The following is a 20,430-nucleotide window of genomic DNA, read 5'->3' as shown; positions in this document are numbered from 1 at the left end:
TAACGCACGCTCCTACCGTTTAATTGTATAAATCTCGATTTGCGTTATTTGCGCCGCACCCTTAAATGATAAAACGGCGTCGGGAGTCAGCTCCGCTACGAAAACGCGCGAATCCGTTTTGCCGTCGGTGCCCTTTATTAAAAGCGTTTGTATCGTTTTGCCGCCCGAGATCACAAATAATTCTTTTTGCGCCAAAGCGTCGCCCGAACACGAGTACGTTATTTTGACGGCATACTTCCCGATCGACGGTATGCCGCCTGCACATTGCGCCCCATCGCAACGAGTGATAAGTTTACCCGTCGCCACATCCGTTATTTCGCTTTTTCTGTTAGCCTTGAATGAAAGTGAATCGATTGCGGCACAAGCTATGTTTTTCGCGCAACGCTGAAGCTCGCCAACCGTCAATCTTCCTTCATTTAGTGCCTCCGACATATCGTCGGGATACACCGAAGCATCGTCCGTGACCATATACAAGTCGTTCTGCGCCCTTACCATAGCCGCTAGATTGCATCTTGAAAACGTTCCGTTATATAGATCGTCCGTGGTCGTCCACCAATCGGTCATCACTACTCCGTCATACCCCCATTCGTTTCGCAGGATAGTCGTTATAAGATCGTAGTTGCTCGCCGCGGATATACCGTTTATACGGTTATACGATGACATGATATATTGCACACACCCGTTTTTAACCGCTATTTCAAAGCCCTTTAAGTATATCTCGCGAAGAGCCCTTTCGCTCAAAACCTCGTTCTCCTTGCCGCGTTCGAGCTCTTGCGAATTTACAGCGAAATGCTTAAGCGTGCATCTTACGCCGTTGTCGTAAAAGCTCTTCGTCACCGCTGCGGCATTGACGCCCGTCAATAACGGATCCTCAGAGAAATACTCGAAATTGCGCCCGCCAAGCACATGCCTGTGTATATTCATACCGGGCGCAAGCGCTATATCCAAACCATAGCTGCGAAGCTCTTTTGCGAAAATATCGAAAACATCGTAAATCTTTTCGGGCGACCACATGGCGGCGAGCAATGCACCCGTCGGAATACAAGTAGAATAACCGTTCCCTTCGGCGATACGAACGCCGCTCGGACCGTCTACGGTAGTAATAACGGGCATACCGCTTTTATTCCACACGTCCATAATCCCGCCGAATGAGCTCGCCGTTCCGCTTACCGGCGCTTTGGGACTCGACATTCCCTCGCCGCGCATGAGTAAGCAAAGCGATGGTGCGTCAAATTGCGCTATATATTCGTTCACGGTGTGTTCACCGCTTGCGACGTCACTAAGCGATATACTCTTTTCGCCGGTTATTTCGATTGTAGGCGGCAACTCGCTATCGATGCGCGATTTAATATCGTATGCCGCGAGCGGCGTTTGCTCGTATATGGGTGTTACGCCATCTTTTGTTGTGATCCTCTCGAACTTCTCGACCGGAGCTGCGGCTTGCCGACATTTTTTAACGCACGACGTTTCCGGCAAGCAAAACGCAAAAACCTTCTTTGCCGTTCGAACGTCACTGCCGACGTAAAAACCGTACTCGCCTTTTTCCAAAACATAACAGTTCGCAAAGCCGCTTTTGCCGCCGTCGTCGTACGACGCAAGCGCGTCGATTTCTATCTCCATTGTTACGGTTTCGCTCTCGCAGGGCTTTAACGGTTTTGTTTTTTTAAACGCGACGAGCTCGCGGGCGGGCTTACCGAGCTCGCCCTGCGGTTTTTCGACATAGCATTGTACGACATCCTTGCCAAAATAATTCCCCGTATTCTTAACGGTGACTTGTATTACTGTTTTATCATCCGCTTTTTTCGCTTTGATGTCCGTATATGCGAATTTTGTATATGACAGTCCGTACCCGAACGGATATAAAACTGTGTCTTTTGCGAACGTCTCGAAATATCTGTAACCGACATAAATATCTTCGGTGTGAATATTCTTCTCTTTTCTGCCGAAACGGTCCGCCGCAGGATAGTCGGATAAATTCTCGGCTATGGTATCGGCAAGTCTGCCACTCGGGTAATACTTACCGACAAGCGTTTTTGCTACGCCGGAACCGCCGTCTTGACCGCCTTGCCATACGTACGCTACCGTACCGACGTTGTACTTCTTTACCCACCGCATGTCTATGATATTGCCGACGTTCAGCAACACGCAAACACGCTTAAAATACCTGCAAACGAGCTTTATCGTATTTTCTTCCTCGTCGGTAAGATAATATCCGCCCTTTTCGGGCTTTAAGTCGAAACTCTCGCCGCACATGCGTGAAATAACTATTATCGCCTTGTCATTATCCTCCGACAGCGTTTTTACGAAGCTTTCGTCGAGCGACGCTTCCTTTTGCGACTGCGGAATTTCCCAATTATCCCCGTTGTCGTACGGGTATGCACCTATATGCTCTCGGTAATAATTCTCAGTGCGAGCGTCGATGTTTACGAGCTTAATAAGTTCATCGCCAATGTTCGTTACGTACGGACAAACGACAAGTCCGCCCGAGCCCGAGCCGCTCTTAATATACTCAAATTGCGCTCTGCCGAAAACGGCAACTCTGTCGTTTTTCATAAGCGGCAAAGTCCCGTCGTTCTCCAACAGAACAAAGCCCTCGGCAACCGCGCTTTCGCAGATGCTTTTATTTTTGTTTGAGTTCATTTTTCGCTCCCGTTCATAAATAATGTTTTGCCGTTTTTTAGCCGAGACTGCTCTGCGGCAAACGCAATTTCGTGGCTTTGTACCGACCTCGAAATATCCGTTATGGAAAATGGCTTAACGCCGTCTTGCACATAGGAGATAAATTCTTTTACAATGCCCACGTCTCCACCGCCGTGATGAGCATAGCCGCCGCTTACTTTCTCTACTTCTATCGTTCCCTTTTCGCCGCCGAACTTTTCATATGCTATATTGCCGTCGGGCAACGAATAGGCTTTGCCGTCCGTAAAGTACACTACCGAATTACGACATATATTCTCGGAAAATGCCGTTGATAGAAGCTGCGCGGTAACGCCGCCGTCAAACAGCATATTTACAGTTTGATGATCGCAAACATTGTTGTCGCAACGGTAAACGCATCTTCCGTAAGGAGTATGCGTATTACCGAGCGCGGCGCAGATTTCCTCGGCAGTGCGTCCCAAATTCGCATGAGCAGCAAGACCTGCGCATTTTTCGTATTCCGCATTTGTGTACAGCTTGAAACAGCTATACTTACACTCCTCTTTCAGCGGACAGTCGACGCACCGTGCGGCAGAAGATAGCGGCGCTTTGTCGGGCTTGAACTCATACAAACCACCCACCGAAGATACCGATAAGCACGGTCTGTCCAAAAACCAACATATTATATCCAAATCGTGACAGTTTTTCGCAACGATAAGCGGCGTGGAAACGTCGGTATTGCGCCAATTTCCGCGCACATAGCTGTGTGCGAAATGGTAGTAGCCTATTTCTTCGGTAAGCGACAGCGAAACTACGTCCCCGAGCTTTTTACTCTCGATCAGTTCTTTAAGTTTAATATAGATCGGCGCGTAACGCAAGACATGACATACGACGACCTTACGACCCGTTTGGATCGCTTTACGCTCAATACTCTTACACTGCTCCAAAGTTAAAGCTATCGGCTTTTCCAAAAGAATATCGTAGCCGAAATCGAGCGCGCGCATAGCTTGCTCGTAATGTAAGCCGTCCATAGTAGATATTACGAGAGCGTCGGCTATTTTGCCGCGCTTAAAGAACTCGGATTCGTCGGTAAAAAATCCATTCTCGCTCACGCCATATTTTGCGGCAAGCGAATATTTATCGGCGTTAATGTCGCACACGGCGACTAACCTAGCCCCGTACTCGTTGATATAATGAGCGTATACGCTACCGCGCCCGCCCAGACCGATTATAGCAAAATTCATAGCGACCTCAATAAACGTTTATACCGAATATCGTAATATATTTTGCGCCGTACGTTTCATACGCGGTGATCGCGACTTTGTCGGCAACAACGCCGCCCGTTTCGTGCACGGAAAATCTTTTTACATTATTGTCCGTAATTGAACTATACACTTTCTCGCCGTTAAAGTAAAGCGATACCGAATACTTTTTAACGAGCTCTGTGGGATAGGGGCGCTGACGGTTTCTTATCGCGTCCGATATCGTTATCGTAAGCTCGTTCGAATAATCGCTGTCGAACCGCACCGCCACTTGGGTCACCTTTCGCGGCTCGCCTAACTCGAGAGTGATGGTTTCGCCGTTCGGGCCTATTCCGTCCGAACGGTAACAATGATTTTTTCCGTTCTCGTTTCTGTAAAATCCGTCTGTAACGTTCTTCGGCTCGTAATCGGACTTAAATGAGCTTGCCGACACGAACGCCGATCGCGCCGCGTCGAATTCGTCCGTGTATTCTACACCCGGTAAATAACAATCGTCACGCATGAGCAGGCGACGGAGCTCTGCCATATCGTCGTTCAACTCTCGCGGCGAACATCGCTTCTTTACGCACAATGCCGCCGCAGTGCCTATCGCTTGACCGATAACCGCACACGTGCCCATTACGCGCGACGACCCGAACGCCAAATGCGACGCGCTTATGAGCCGCCCACCCAAAAACAAATTTTCGACGTTGACCGAGTACAGTGAGCGGTACGGTATTCCGTAAACGTCGGGAACGTTGAAATACGAAGTCGGCGCGGCAGACACGTTTATAAGTCCGCCCGGCACATGCATATCCATATTCCACCCGCCGTATGCGACGGTATCGGCGAAATGCCCGCCACTCAAAATATCCTGTTCCTTGAGCACGTAATCGCCTATAAATCGTCGGCTTTCGCGCTTTGCGGGGTACGATCCAATCCAATCGAGCGCATAGTTATCCGCGCCGTGATCGCCGCCGTTCTTTATATGATCCCATACACCGAACAACATTTTGACGAGCTCGTCGCGCACGCTCTCGCAATCGGATATAATATCGTCCTCCCCGTATTCAATCCACCAATATCCCGAGGTTATATGACTGTGGTCACGACAAGCCAAATCGCTTTCCGAATACTCGTACGCCCGATCGGGTTTTACGAAAGAAACTTTGCACCCGACGTCCTTTGCCGTAAACATCAACGACGCGCCCATCACCTTACAGTCGGAGCGCTCGGGTGCGTCGGGCTCGCCAAATACCTCTTTACCTTCTCGTCCGTACATAAATTTCGCGCCCGACTTATAGGCGACCAAGCCGTCGCCCGAAGCGTCGCAAAAACAAAATGCCGAGATATCAAACACCCGTTCGGTCGTCGACTGCATTACGAGTACGCTCGTTATGCTGTCAGCGTTTGTTTCTACTTCATAGGCGCGCGCATTCAGAAACAGGTCTATATTCGGTTCGCTTTTTACGGCGTCGTAAAGAACGTAATCCCAAGCTTCAAACGAGTGCAAAGGATTTGTAAATCTGTTTTTCAGAAGCAGTTCCTCGACGATCCCCGATTCGCGCGCGTTCGGTCTGTGACCATGAATATCCGCACCGCAAACGTGCATCTTGACCTCGCTCGACGAATTGCCGCCGAGCATAGGTCTATCCTGAATAAGTCCTACCCTAACGCCGTGTCGCGCCGCGGCAATCGCGGCACAAACTCCCGACAGCCCGCCGCCGATAACGACGAAATCGTAATGTCTTTGTTCCATAAGATACCTGCCGATAGCATGAGCGAAGCCTCGCTGTCGCAAAGCTCCGCTCACCCTTTTCGTTATTGATTTTTTGCCGATACTCTATTCGGTCGGCTTCATCCAAATTGCCGTTTCGTAGAATTTGAGAACGTTTTCCGTGTAAACGAAGCTACCTTTGCCGCTTATACCGACCGCAAAGCTTTCCGTCATGTCGCCGGCGTTGCCGGTTAAGCCGTTAAGCGAGCTTCTGCTCAAAGAAGGCAAATCGTTGGTATCTTGTGCGTTCACGGTGCGCGTTGCTCCGTACACAAAACAATTTTCAATCGACTGTCCCCAAGCTATACCGAAGAACGAATGTCTGTCGTCAGCCGATCCTGCGCTTGTCTTGACATTTATAACTACATTTCTGATCACCGAATTTTTTTGCGCTACGAATGCCAACACTCCGTATCTGTTGAACGCGGGCATTTCCGCCATTTCGATGTATACGTTTTCGACCGTACCGCCCGATAGACTTCTCGTCAAAAATCCGCTGTTGGCTCCGTCGTTATTCTGGGGCTTGGCAGCCATACCCTCCTGCCAGCTGTCTTTATACTTTGTTGCGTTGTTATATAACAGCTCGCCCGCATCTGCGGAATTATCCGACTTGCAATTGATAAAGGCAATATTCTTTATGATCGACGTTTCGGGCAGCATACCGAACATTCCGCCGTACCCCGCCGTAACATTATACACCGCGTGACCTCTACCGTCGATAGTTCCGTACCAGCTCGCACGTTTTGCTTCGTCGCCTTCCAACGCCGCGCCATGCCCGTCGTTGGGATAGGCGATCGGTGCCATTGTAAAATAAAACGCGTCTCCATCCTTATTTATATCGTTCGCAAGGACGAAATAACCGTCACGGTATGCAGACGTATCGGTAGAGCCGAGAACTCCTTTTTTGGTGCCCTTAAAGTACTTGCTCTGTATAGCCTTAAAGTCGTCCGTCGTCTTTACGGACATTGTCACCATAAAGAACCGCTGAATATAAACCGTGTTCGCCGTTTCGATAGCGAGCTCGTGCTCTTGCCCGAGAGCGACGTCGCTCAAAGCGTTTTCGGCTACGGTATACTTGCCGTTTGCGAATACGAACGCGTCCGTTTTAACGCCGTCGATATATGCCGCCATGCTTTCATCGGTGACGCCGTCGTACTCGAAGCCGCGGACCTCGAAGTCGGGCGTGCCTTGCAAGCTTTCGCGCGTTTTTTCGGCTATTACTATATCGCCCGTAACAAGGCTTCCCGCAATACGGTAATGTCCGTTGCCGAGATCGGTAAGCGACACGGCTTCCCCTCTAACGGTCGCCGTTAAGCCGTATACGTATCCGCTTGCCGCCGTTACGGTAAACTCATAATCTATATTCTTATAAGACGAAGCCTCGCCCGTCACATTCAAGTTTTCCGTCGCGGACGGAAGTGTTACAGTAACCGATTCGAGCGCTATTTCGCGCACTGTTATCGTTACCTTGTCCGTTATATCCACACCCAAAACGGTATAGGTATCGCCGCTTATTTGAGGATCGTATTTTGTTTCGCCTATCTTCACTTCGACGACGACGGTTTTGCCCGTATCCGCTTGACGGTCGACCGTAAATACGAGGTCTTGATTGAGCTTGACCGCATTATTGTCGCCACCCGAAGTGATGCTCGCTCTGTTACTTTCGTCGACGAGGGTGAGCGCCCACTGCGCCGATTCGTACACCGCATAAAGGGTGACCGTGCCGTCCGCAGCGATAGAGCCGCCGAGAGGAAGCTTACCGTCCGCTATCACCTCGCCGCCGTTTGTAAGCGACCAACCCTTAAATCTGTATCCCGCGACGGGCGTGACCGACGGCAAATTCGTTATATGTGCGACCGCATTCGATATCGGTTCCGGCGTAACTCCGTTATTGCCGGCTGCGGTATTATCGAACACAAGCGTACGGCGCACGTCGAACACACCGTTTTCGGTTATGATATTTAACATCAGCTCCGGCCACGCGTCACTGGTAGAATTGCCGCCGCCGTACATCCATACAGTCGACGATGCACTCAATTTTCCGTCAAAGCTTATGGTATCGCCCGTATCCATATGTCTGACCCTAACGTATAACTCGTCGCTTATTCTATTTGCAAACTCCTGCGGGATAAACAGCTCGTAGGTCGTCACGAATTTGCCGCCGCTCGCCGCGACAAGCGCGTTTGCTCCGTTAAAGCCCGAGGCGTCTTTGGTAAATTCGCCCGCACCGCTCTTGTCGATCTTTACATACGAGCTGAAACCAATAGAAAACAGCGTGTCGCAATCCATCCAACGCAAAAATCCGTCGACGCCGAGCATTACGTGAGATATTGTGCCGTCGGTATTTTTGAAACCGAACTGAATGTAATCGACGTTTTCGGAGTCGTGCTTACCGTCTTTATCCTTAAAATAAACCACCTTAGACGACGTTACACGTACCGCGAGCTTAAGTCCGCCGTTTACCTTTTTGCCGAATATCTCGAACTTGTTATTGCGATTCGTATCGGTATCCTCGTACACTAACGAATGAGCGCCGTATTCGTTTTGCGAAACGACCCCGTCCAAATCGTTTTTGATAAGCTCACTTTTAAGCCCGTTGACCGTTATACTGTTCGTATTGCCGAACCAACTATTAGCGCCCATGGGGTTTACTAATAAGCCCTGCAAACCGTTGTAGTCGTAGCCTTGAAGCGCACACGGGGTCAAAATCATGTCGTTTGCCGAAGTATGGTTGGCATGGTTTACCAGTCTTATGCCGCAATACACTTTGGCGGTCTTATAGGCAGAGCCCGCGAAATCGGATTCGGCATAGCCGATACCGAGCGCAATTATTTTGGAATAAGATATAAAACCCTCGTACCGAATTTGATAATATGCACTCTCGCCATCGCCGACATGAGAATAATATCCGATAGATTTATCGAGGTTTTGCCGTTCTCCCACTACGTTTACACCAAAGTAACCGTTGTTGTCGTTGCCCGCCTCGTTCTGCGTATCGAATCTCTCGCCGCTCTTTTTGCCGAAAACGAACCTTATCGCGTCTTTTGCGACGATATTAGAGTCGGTAGCCGTCGCAAGAACTGAATTTTGTTTGATATCCGCCTTAAAGTAAATGCCGTCCGCGCCGAGTGTCATATATACTTTATACTCGTTATTATTGGCAAACGAGTCTTCTATCGTGTACGGTGTTACGTCTTGATAGAAGCTGTCGGCTATAATATGCTTTTCGCCCGAAACCGTTATCGCGCCCGTGACGAACTGTTTATCCAAAACGAGCTCGGCGCCGCTCGGCGTCGTGACTACTTGCATATCGTGTGGCGTGCCGTCTACAGTCGCTTTTGCAGAGTACAGATATTCCGTGCCGTCCGCAAGCGGTATTTTATAATCCTCGCCGTATTCGGCTTTATCGAGCGTTACGATGTCGAAACCTTTGAGCGCCCCCACTGAAACATTGTACTCTTCGCCTTTTAACTTAGCGTACAGCGTGACGACACCGTCCGCAGTCGCAAGCTTCGATACACTTTCTTCGTCATCATATACGACTTCGCCGTCGGGCGACGTCGCCCAGCCCAAGAAATTATAATGCTCGGGCACTATTCCGTCGAGCGTCGAGGCTTTGGGAATACTAAAGCTTTGAGTATAAGAGTACTTAGACGGTTGCTCGACGGTCGCCGTCGTTTTATTATTAGCAAATTTGAGCGTGTATTCTATCTCCGACACGACGCCCGAAATCGATATCGGCTTGTCGGTTACTTCGACGGAATACCCGTCGTTCTCCTTCGTCACCGTAACGGACTCGCCGCCCGCCGTCGCGGTGACAGCCGTTATTTTGTAGCCGATCTCGGCAACCGCCGCAAATGTGAACCTCTTGTTCTTTTCTGCGACAGCATCGCCGACGAAGGTCAAATTGCTTACCGTGTCGAACTGCACTTTTACATGCTTTATGGACAGCGCGATCGCTATATCGCCCGTAATCGCGTCTCCCGCAACGGTATAATCGTTGCCAATTTTTGTCGGCGTATAATTCTTACCGTCTACAGTGACCTCGACAGTTACCGGAACGTCCGCGTCGCTACACGTTACGGTAAAGGTATAATCGGTTCCGTACGTAGCCGTGCCTGCCGCAGTGAGCGTAGCCGTATCGGCGGCGTTATTGCTTTTAGACACCGTAAACGTTTTGGGCGTCCACTTGGCATGAAGAATCACGGGAGCGGTCACGTTTGCACCTATGCTCGTGACGGGACTGCCCGTAAACTCGGCGTTATCGAACCAGCCGCCGAAGTCGTTGCCCGCTTTTGTAGGCACGGGAAGCTCGGCAAGCCCCACGCCTTCCGTGAACGCACCGACGGGATCACCTGATCCGCCGTACAAATTATAAGTAATCGTTAGTATGCTCGGCGCATTCTGATTTTCCCAGCCGCAAATGCAAAAATCCTCCGTCCCGTCCTCGCCGTAATCGTGAACGGCAACGTCGTTTTGACTCTCGCCGCATTTTGTACACACATGCCAATGCTCGTTCTCGTCATTGTCCCATTTTGTGAACTCATGCGAACATTCGTCGTCGGGCGTCGGCGTTATGGTTTTCTTGCACGCAACCGCGGCAAATGCTGTTGCGGCGATCGCCGATACCAATAGCAATTTTTTGAATTTCGATCTCATTTTCGCCTCCTTAAGACTATTTATTAAATTTTGCTCCCGTCACCGCTTTTTGGATGCCCGACACATTGACGTCCTTTAGCGATGCGAGTTTATTTTTTACGCACAATGCCGACGCCGCGCCCGCCGCTTCGCCGAGCGCAATGCACACCGACATTATCCTGAAATTGGAATGGGCAATATGACTGCCCGATATGTTCCTGCCCGACAACAACAGCCCTTCGACGGTTTTTGGGAGCAAACAGCCGTAAGGTATAGTATAACCACGCGTTTGACCGAATTTGTCCTGAACACCTGTTTCGTCCAAGCCGTTGCCGCTCATATTATGCACGTCGAAATTGAAGTACGCATGTCGAACGATCCAATTATCGAAGTAGCGCGCATTCAGGATATCTTCCTTTTCGAGCCGCTCCACGCCCTCGAAATGCCGCGTTTCGCGAACACCTATGAGCGGGCCAGTGCTCATGAGCCAACAGTTTTCGTAGCCGGGCGCGTTCTTATGTAAAAAGTCTATTATCGGCTCGAGTTGAGAACGGCACTGCATAAGCGCATTCGACAGCGACCGCGCGTCCGTGCCGTCCACGTCTATAGCGTTTGTCATATTACAACAAACGGTGCCCGGCGTAGGCTGTCGGTATAACAGAACATGTCCTGCAGGAAATGGCAATAACTTTTTACCAAGGGATTGCAATTCCTCGCCGTTATCGAGGGGTATGCTTGCTTCAAAGCAGTGCGGAAAAACAGCTCGAGAATAGTCGACCCCGCCTAATTTGAACATGACGGATACGGGCTGCATTTTGCCATCGCTCTCACGTCCCTTATAAAAAGGCACGCCCGCATAGTATGCGACGTCGCCGTCGCCCGTCGCGTCTACGATAATCTTTGCCTTTATAAACCCGCGCCCGCTCTTGTTCTCGACGAACACGCCTTCTATGCGGTTGCCGTTCATTTTAACGCCGCAGACCTTTGTATAAAACAGTACGTCTGCGCCGACTTCCGCGACGAATTCATCAAGCGCTATTTTTTGTGCCTCGTGATGTATTTGAGCTATTTCGGCGCTATTTTCGTCCGCCCACCCGAGAACATTGCATTTTTCGCGCGTTCGCCTGAATATTTCTAGCATGACTATGCTCGATGACGCGCCGCCCCAATGCGACATCATCCCGGACGTTGCAATGCCGCCCAAGCAATCGAACATCTCCACGACGAGAGTTTTTACGCCCATACTTGCCGCACAAACCGCCGCACCTATTCCGGCAGGTCCGCCGCCGCAAACCAATACGTCGACATCTGCAATTACGGGAATGTTTTTTGTTTTTTCAATTTCGTATTCGGTCATAAAAGTCAACCTCAAAAACGTAATACGTAGCTTCCGAACGACAGGCTGTCGTCGGCAAAGCCCCAAAACGAGCGGAAGCCCTTTATATCGACGGTGTTTTTAAGCGTGCCGAAGCCCGACACGACTCTAAATGCGGACGGTATATGATTGGGATAAGTAGCTACTGCTGTCAGGTTACCCCTCGCCAGTCCGAACGTGTTTTTCATACTGCCGTACGCCTGTTCGTCTATCGGGTTGCCCTCCACTCTGCATGCAATCACCGACGGATTAAAGCCCGTAGCCGTGCTGTTCTGCACCGAAGTTATCGCGCATACGGTGTTGTTTATTTCGCCGTACAGCAACGTGCATACCCCTGCCTTTCCGTAAAGATCGGCATTTGCGTTTGCCGTCTCCTTTACCGGTATCTTATCTACCGCGACGAGCACATTGTCGAGCTTACCCACTATGACCTCCGCGACAAAACCGCTGTTCGAGTCCGAAGTGCCGTCGGTATGCCCGAAAGTACCTATAAACGCGATATTCTTTATTTCGCTATCCTTTTCGACATTACCGAACAGACCGCGCTTACCCGATACGATATTTTTGACGACGTGACCTCTGCCGTCCAAAACGCCATACCAACCGACTTGAGCGCGGTGCGCGGCTTCCACCGTCGATGACTCGACAATAGACGAATTCGTTCCGCGCGGGTCGATAGCGAAAGTTTCTCCGCCGAAATCGATATCTTTATCGAGTATGAAATAGCCGTCGCGGTACTTGTACGGCTTAACGTTTGTCGGGGAATTCGCCCCGCCGCCGAAATACCTGCTTTTTATCAGCTTGAAGTCGTCCTTGCTCGAAATTATCATCGACGCAGTTACGACTGGACAGTCGATAACGACTTCGTCGGTCTCTACGCGCAGAATCTGCTCGCCGAGCTCTATATCGGAGCTTAACGTCAAATATCTGCCGTCGAAGCGCAAGGTATCTACACCTACGCCACTATTCTGCGTGACGGTGAAATCATCCATCGTTTTATCGCTAAAAAGCGCCGCATGATCGTTTAGATCCAAAACGAAGGTAGAGCTTGTTTTTGCGATCTCTTTTACATCGGACAGGCTTGTTTGCGGTTTTTTTACGGTAACGGTAGCCGATGCCGTCATGCCATCCGCCGACGCCGTTACCGTGCAAACACCCGCGCCTACGGGCGTTACTACCCCACCCGTTACTGTCGCTACGTTCGGATTGGAAGTACTCCACGTGACCACGCTCGTACTGTCGGTATACACTCGTAATGTCTGTTCTGTCGTATTGCCGTCACCGAACGCGTCCGACAGATATATCTCCGCGCTGCGCCTGTCGAGGTGAAAATAGCTGCCGCTTATGACCTTTACGTCGATATTTTGAGTGAGCGTAATGTCGACATATTCAGCCGTGACCGTCACCACATAGCTACCTATCGCGGTACCCGTTATCTCGCCGCTGTTATCGACGGTGAGTCCTCCGTTTGCCGAGAACGTATAAACGGCATCGACGGGAACATCCTTATAGGTCACGGTTGGCTCGATAAAGAATTTGCCCCCCTCCGCCACCGTCACCGACTTACTCGAAACAGCGATAACGGGCTGCGACTTGTTGCGCGACACGTTAACGGTCACGGTAGCGTTTGCTCCGTCGCCCGATGCGGTTATTACGGCGCTGCCTTCGCCGCGAGCGGTGACCGTTCCGTCGCCCGACACCGACGCAACCGTTTCATCGGAGCTTGCAAAGCTTAATTGCAAGCCGTCGGCGCCGTCGAGCAACAAAAGCTTTGTCGAGTATTTTTCCAAATACACGTTTGATTCCCTAAACTCGAACTCGGTATGAGCGGGAGGAGTGGGCTCAGTCGACTTTTTGTCGTTACAGGCTATAAGGCACGCTCCGCATGCCGTCGCCGCGACGACCGTCGCAATAACAGCCATCCGCTTTTTGTTTAGTACCATCTTCCGCCTCCTTCGCCGCGAGATATAATACCCAAGCTCAACATATCCTCGTCGAGCGTTCGCAGCATTTCGTCGAATACCTCGCCGTCAAAGCTGCCCTTATGAATTTCCGTTATCAGGTAGCGCGGCGTTATGGTTTCTTGCAATATGCGCGTCGATATCCCCGAATACAACATGGGATCGTCATCCTTATATCTTTCGATCGCCGCATAAGCCTCGTCCGTATAGCCGAGCCAGGCTTGAAGCTCGCGCAACGGATAGAACTCGGCGTTCAGCGTTTCGCGCGTGGCGTTGGTCCACGATCCGTCGTAGTTGTTTATTTCCTTCGTATAGTTAAAGAAATTACAGAATCGGTCGAAGTATTGACGCATCGGCTGCGCGGCGGCGCGGTAGCACACGTTGAAATAGTTATCAAGCAGCTGCGACACGTCCTGCGTGTGATCCCACATCAGTTCGGCGTTGATATAATATTTAAGCATCCCGAAACACGGGAGATTTCTGTTTTCGTAGTCGCCCGACGCCAAAAACACGTCCATGTCGAACTCTTCCGTCATGATCTCAACGTTTTGCTGGAACGCGTCGAAGCCGTAGTGCGGCGCGATGTAATCGCCGAAGTAAGAAAGATTGTACGCCCACAACATAAGTCCGCCGCCGTTGAGCGCGTTCGTCCAATTCTTTAGATTTTCGTAATAGGTTTCGTTTATTATGTCGTGATAATCCTCTACAAAATTGGAGCGTATCGGCGCATAGAACAGCGCGATATTGTCCGCCATCTTTATATCGTCGTCGAAATAGGTAGGAGCATTGGTCGTATTCATGTACGCGTATATAACAAGGTTGACCCGTCTGCCTATGCCCTCCTCTTCTATCCATTCCTTGAGCATTGCGGATAAAAGATTGGCGTGCTTTATGATCGAGCCTGCGGGCGAACCGTACTTTTCGGTGTCCGCCTTGCAAGCGTCGCAGCCGCACCAATCGTAATTGTCCATTTGCGTGTACCAAGCGTACATGAGCTGATGCGGATCGGACTGCTCACGCAAAATCGAGTCTTTAAGCTCCTTCATCTCTATCTCGAGCATTTCTTCGAGCGCTTGCTCATCGCCGTGCGCATTGTAGCACAGCTGAGAAACATGCCCGTTGGTATCGCACAGGACCTTGTTGGGAAGTGCCTCGTTGCCTTCCGTCGCAAAATATTCGGGGTGCGTATTTACGTATTCCGCAGGTCTTACGTAACTCGTCGATACGTGATAACCCGCGCCGTAGATATTGATAAATATATCATCGGTGCCCATCACCCTGTAACGCCGACCCGTTGCCGTTGGATTGACAAAATGGTCTGTTCTGATGTACGGCATATCGACAGCCGGCACGACACTCATATCGAAGTCGGGCATGTACAAAGTATCCTCGGTGTTGTCGTTTATCTGCCACAGCTCGGGCGCGTAAAATTTGTAATTGACCGTGCACTTTAAAAATTCGTAAACGCCGTTTAGCGTGCCGCGCTCGGTCGCACCGCATATATACACATCGTCGCCGACCGTCCTTATCGCATAGCCGTTAGAACCGAGAGTATTTTCCGTAACGTCGAGATCGGACGGAAGAAACGGCGTTCGATCCAAGAATATATACTTGCCGCCGTTAACGCCCGAAACCGCGTTGTCGCGCACTATATTCATGCTTCCGCCCGTAGCTTCTGCAAACCTATCACGAAGCTCGACCGACGCAAAGCTACACAGATCGAGGGCGTTCTGCGGCAAAACTATCGAATATTCCGTTGCGCCCTTATCGGACAGCACGAACGTCGTATACGTTTGATCCTCGGGTATAAGATTCGGCGTTTCGCCCGTCAAGACCGTTTCGGCGGGCTGTTCAGCAGGAGGTAACACATTATCGTTCTTGTCGGAACAGCCGGCAAGCATACCGCATATCATGACCGTCGCAAGCGCTATACCGATCGTTTTATTGATTTTTTCGTTCATAGTCCTCTCCTATTTGACCGTTACCGCATACTCGACGGTGGCAGTATTACCTGCCGAATCCCTTGTAATAAAGCTTACCGTATACTGTCCGGCGCGTTCGAAAACGACGGTATCGCCTATCGAATACACCTGTATCTTGTGCGTTTTGATCTCGTGAACAAGACACTTTACGATCATATCCTCTTGCCTGTCAACGTTATCTTGCACCGTGACATTGGGGACCCTCCAACTGCCGCCGACCTTAAACGACGACGGAACACCGCCATCGACATTTAAAGTCGGATCGTCCGTATCGACGACCATAAAGGAATAGGTTTCAAACTGCATATAATCGGTTGTTTCGGCGGTATATTCTATATAGTAATATCCGTATTCCGTAGCGTAAAACTCATACTCTCTATCCGCCGAAACGTTTTCGAGCTTTGTTCCGTCTACAGCGGTGATCACTTCGCCTGACGGAGCCGTGACCGTGACCGTAGCGGTCGTAACGGGATCGAGTGCGTCGGCATAATGCGCCGAATACACTTTTACAATACTATCCTTTACTATCTCGAACTCGTATTCGCCTGCCGCCGCAATGTTCGGACGTATATTATCGTAATCGAGGTTGTTTATACCCTGACCGTATAGCTCCGATATCCGCACCGAAACGCCGTCATCGACTTTGACCGCAAAGTACAAATATCCCGAATCAAAGCCGTCAAAGCCGTCAAGCGAGAAATATCTGTCGGTCGTGTAATATAGCGCGTTTTTTGCGGTTCTGTAAGAAATGCGTGCATACTCGTTTAACGCATACGATGCACGACGCGTGCCGTTATACATCAAAGCTACCGCCCCACCTTCGCGAACAAATTCTATTTCGAGCTTATTTTCGGAGTAAATATCCGACAGAACGACTGTGATCTTCGACCCGTCCTTCATGCTGTCGGGGAACATCAGAGTCGAACTGAAATCGTCGGCGACGAACTTATTAATAAACTCGGCATTTCCGTTGCCGCTCGCCGCAAACTCTATATATTCGTCGGTTTTGGTCATATCTATGTTTTCGGTCGCAAAGTACTTGGCTATATCTATCGAGCCCGCCGACGCGCCCGACACGTCAATAACAGGCACGGTACGCGTTACGTAGGAGCTTTTACCGCCGCGCACTGCGACGTAGCTTATCTCGCAAACGCTCGCCGTAGGCGTAAGCTTGTTGCCCGTGAGCGTGCCGCCCGTCACCGCAATTGCGGTGTTCTTTTTGCGTTTGCCGTTTACATAATCGTAGGCGAAGACCTTAGGCAGTTCGTACGTCCTGCCCTTAATTAAATATTTTGGCAATAGAATCGTCGATTCGTCGATTATAGGCGCGTCGGCAACCGTCGCCGTGACGTTGTATTCGCTTTGAGCCATTCGACCGAACTCATCCGTCGCCTTAACGGTCACCTTATATTCTCCGGCCGCTTCGGGAACGAACGTGCCATTATTTACTGCTACCTCGTTGCCGCCGAATTTGACCTTAGCGCTTAAGCTTACGTCGCCCACGCCACCCGTCACTTCGGGCGTTTTTACTACGATCGTTTTACCTACGTATCCGCTTTCGTCCGAAAGATCGCCCACCGCTATCTGCATGTAGTCGGACGGCTTGACCGTTATATCGATATGCTCCTCGCTGTGCGCGCCGTACTCGTTGTCTGCACTGTAAATCACGGTATAAATACCCTCCTTGTCGGGAGTGAATTTACCGTCTTTAACGGACACGTTATACGCGCTGTCGCTGCCGTAGCCGTATATCACTTTAGTCCGAAGCTTAGCGCTGCCGTAAGGATCGAGCACGCTTGCGTCGAACAACGAATACTCGCAGTCAACAATACCCGTCGTTATTTCGCTCGGCGTGTCAACATAGATGTGTGGCGGAGTTACGTCCGTTATATTTTCCGAAAACTCGGTTTCGCCGGCTATCTCGTAAAAGAACACATTGAGAAAATCCGTATAATACGTCGAGCCGTACATGCTCATCACGACTTCGCCTGTAGTAAAACCGCCGAACAACGACGAGAAATGCGCAAGATCGTCAAAATCGCATATAAGCATTCTGCCGTATATAGACTGTTGATAGAGCTGTTTTTCGTTATAATCGTAATAGATCGAAAGATAATCGGAGCATGCACGGTAACCCGACCTTTGTCCGTAAAGCCCGAATTTGGCTATACTGCCGTAAATGTTTCCGTTTGTGCCTTGCGTTATCTCGTCGTTGGAAAGCGCGGTATATATCTGCGGACCTGTCTTTGCCATGATGTACGAATATATGGTCCACGAATTTGCCCAAACAAGCGTTTCGGGGCTCGTTATTCCCGTGGATATCTGTATGGACATTTTTATCGACGGATCGTATACGTCGGTAAGCTCAAAGTATATTGACCGCGCGTCGCGTTTGCCGTCATCGGGCATAACGCCCATTTTGAACACGGGCGTAAGCGGATCGAGCTTGCTTAGATCTATCACCTTGTTATAAGTAAATACGTCATTTGCCGCAAGCTTCACGTGCAATGCGTCTACCGTAACGTCCATATATCCGTCGGGACCTTCGTTGAACGGCTGTTTTTCGTGCTTGCGACTGTACTGTTTTGTTCGTTCGCCGTAATACGCCATACTTTCATCGCTGTTAAGCGACCAGCTCGGAAGCGTCGTTACAGCATTATCCACGCCGAGCGGCGAACTCGACCGATCGTCGCCCATAGCATTCGTAGCCGACGGTAAGCTTACACCGAGTGTGACCGTGAGCAACAGCGCAACTACAAACAGGATAATAACTATTAAGCTTTTTTTCGCTGTTTTCTGCATTATTCTTTTACACCTCCCATAGTGAGATTGCCGGATATAAGTTTATCGGAGAACACGCAGAAAAAGATCATGATCGGGATAAACAACATCATTGCGCCTGCCATTTTATGCGGCGTGCTCGTTATTTCCGGCACGTTGGAGAAGTTGTAATTGTACAACCCGTATGCAAGCGTGGGTATGCTCGGCGCATACACGAGCGAAACATTGTAATCGTTCCAATTTCCTATAAAGTACAGAATTATTACCGTAAAAATCAGGTTTTTCGCCATAGGCAAAATTATTTTAAACAGGATCTGAAAGTTGCCTGCACCGTCCAAGCTCGCCGCCTCGTAATAGTCCTTAGGTATTCCGGCAAAGAACGAGTGAAACACCAAAAAGTACGTGCCGAGAAACGAAGCCTTCATAAACAGTATCCCGAATAGGGTGTTGTAAAGCCCCAAGCTTTTAAGTACTCGTATCTCGCTGGGCAACGCGCCGACAATGGGCAGTATCATAGTCACAATCACTATGCCGTACAGCAGCTTGGATATTTTGTAATTTTTGAACCGCGCGACGGCATAAGCAACGAATACGCATGCCGCACACTGTATTACCGCACCACCGAGCGAATATATGAGCGAAAATATAAGCATGCCCCAAATATTGTAGGTGCGTTTTCCCGTTCCGTAAGCTACCGATACAGTAAAGTTTTTATATGCGTCCACATAGTTCTGCCAATATAGCTGCGGTGGAAACCCAAGCGCATCCGCGTTAAAATCGAGTCTTGACTTTAACGACGTTATGATCGCCCACACGAACGGGATAACAAGCGACAGCGCGAGCAACAATAATCCGATAAACAAAATTATATTGAATGGCGTGAGCGAATCTTTGAACTTTATTCCGTAATCGCGCAGCCTTTCCTTTCGGTTTGACATGATATTCCTCCTACTTAGTGCTCGGTCCAAGCTTAAGCATGAGCTTTCTTATGCCCAACACGATAGGCACGAGCACCACCGTAAAGCATACGCCTATCGTGCTTAAGTACGGATAGCCTTCGAGCGAGCCTTTGTATATTTCGGCGTTTCTGAATAAATAGTATCCGAATGTATACAGCCTGTCGTCCGCCCAGCTGCCGTAGAACGCGTATATGCTCAAGCTATTGCCGAAATACGACGCGAGCGTTGCAACGGTAAACACCACATATGTGGGCCAGATGTTGGGCAGTATTATATGAAAAAACTCCATAAACGGCTTACAGCCGTCTATCTTAGCGGCTTCCGTGACCGACGGAGAAATATCGTTCATCGTGCTCGAATATATCAAAAGCGACGGACCGAACGCTATCCAAACGTTGTAAAACAATATCCAAAAGAAAGTCGTTTCTTGGTTTGCGAGCCCGCCTTGCGCCGTCATTCCGAACCAATCGTTCAATATGCTCGGGAACGCGCCGTCGATGAATTGAGAGAACACCGCCACGGTCACGACGCTCGAAATAATAGACGGAATAAACAATATCACACGGAACACCTTGTAGCCGAAATGCTTTTTGTAAATGTAATACGAAAAGAACACGGCAAGCGATTTCGTTATAAACTGTGCGACCAAAAACGCTATGGTCGAGTTTATGAACATCGTTTTCCAAAGTGAATTTGTTCCGAGTTCGGTAAAAAACGCTTTGTAATTGTCAAGCCCGGTCCAACTGAACACACCCGTGTCCTTATCGTACGACTGAAAGGACATAAGTATCGAGTTGAAGTTGACCGCAACGTACATTATCGCGAACTGCACGACGGGGATTATCACCAAAACGAAATAAAAAAGATAGTCGCGCCAGTTGAACAAAAAGTTGGTTTTGATCTTTTTGAGCAATGTTTTCGTGCGCGCGCCGAAATCGTTTCTCGGTGCGACCGTCGATCGTTCGACTGTGTCGGCGTCAGCGATCTTATCGGTAACGTCGGCAACTGTCGTCGCTGTATCGAGCGTCGCGTTCTCGGCGGCGCTGTTTGCGTTTTTCTTCTTCATAAATACTCCGCCG

General features: G+C 49.8%; 10 protein-coding genes. All 10 read right to left on the bottom strand.

The genetic code is table 11. The features are described from left to right. Window positions 1–12: 12 nt before the first annotated feature. Window positions 13–2,640 carry a beta-glucosidase gene (locus HDT28_07235; protein MBD5132360.1) on the bottom strand — a complete coding sequence of 876 codons (2,628 nt, stop codon included), beginning with the start codon at window positions 2,638–2,640 and terminating at the stop codon, window positions 13–15. After that, window positions 2,637–3,881, bottom strand: a complete 1,245-nt coding sequence (locus HDT28_07230; GenBank protein MBD5132359.1) for a Gfo/Idh/MocA family oxidoreductase — start codon at window positions 3,879–3,881, stop codon at window positions 2,637–2,639. The genes HDT28_07235 and HDT28_07230 overlap by 4 nt, the downstream gene beginning before the upstream one ends. A gap of 7 nt (window positions 3,882–3,888) precedes the next feature. Continuing rightward, window positions 3,889–5,637, bottom strand: coding sequence for an FAD-dependent oxidoreductase (locus tag HDT28_07225; GenBank protein MBD5132358.1), 1,749 nt, complete (start codon window positions 5,635–5,637; stop codon window positions 3,889–3,891). Between the two features lie 84 nt (window positions 5,638–5,721). Further along, window positions 5,722–10,314: an InlB B-repeat-containing protein gene (locus HDT28_07220; GenBank protein MBD5132357.1), complete on the bottom strand. Its 4,593-nt coding sequence runs from the start codon at window positions 10,312–10,314 to the stop codon at window positions 5,722–5,724. A gap of 16 nt (window positions 10,315–10,330) precedes the next feature. Next, window positions 10,331–11,650 carry an FAD-dependent oxidoreductase gene (locus tag HDT28_07215; GenBank protein ID MBD5132356.1) on the bottom strand — a complete coding sequence of 440 codons (1,320 nt, stop codon included), beginning with the start codon at window positions 11,648–11,650 and terminating at the stop codon, window positions 10,331–10,333. A gap of 11 nt (window positions 11,651–11,661) precedes the next feature. Continuing rightward, complete coding sequence (locus tag HDT28_07210; protein MBD5132355.1) at window positions 11,662–13,611, bottom strand: hypothetical protein; 1,950 nt, start codon at window positions 13,609–13,611, stop codon at window positions 11,662–11,664. Next, entirely contained in the window at window positions 13,602–15,590 is a 1,989-nt protein-coding gene (locus HDT28_07205; GenBank protein ID MBD5132354.1) for a DUF4838 domain-containing protein, read from the bottom strand. Before HDT28_07205 ends, HDT28_07210 begins: the two co-directional genes overlap by 10 nt. Before the next feature lie 9 nt (window positions 15,591–15,599). After that, window positions 15,600–18,413: a hypothetical protein gene (locus tag HDT28_07200; GenBank protein ID MBD5132353.1), complete on the bottom strand. Its 2,814-nt coding sequence runs from the start codon at window positions 18,411–18,413 to the stop codon at window positions 15,600–15,602. Beyond that, a complete protein-coding gene (locus HDT28_07195) occupies window positions 18,413–19,330 on the bottom strand; it encodes a carbohydrate ABC transporter permease (GenBank protein ID MBD5132352.1) in 918 nt (305 codons plus the stop codon). Before HDT28_07195 ends, HDT28_07200 begins: the two co-directional genes overlap by 1 nt. A 10-nt stretch (window positions 19,331–19,340) precedes the next feature. Then, window positions 19,341–20,417, bottom strand: coding sequence for a sugar ABC transporter permease (locus tag HDT28_07190; protein MBD5132351.1), 1,077 nt, complete (start codon window positions 20,415–20,417; stop codon window positions 19,341–19,343). Between the last annotated feature and the right edge of the window lie 13 nt (window positions 20,418–20,430).

Source organism: Clostridiales bacterium, from assembly GCA_014799665.1.
In the GTDB taxonomy this organism is placed as follows: domain Bacteria; phylum Bacillota; class Clostridia; order Christensenellales; family Pumilibacteraceae; genus Anaerocaecibacter.
The sequence above is the reverse complement of the archived record's forward strand: the minus strand, read 5'-3'. Positions and strand labels throughout refer to the sequence as shown.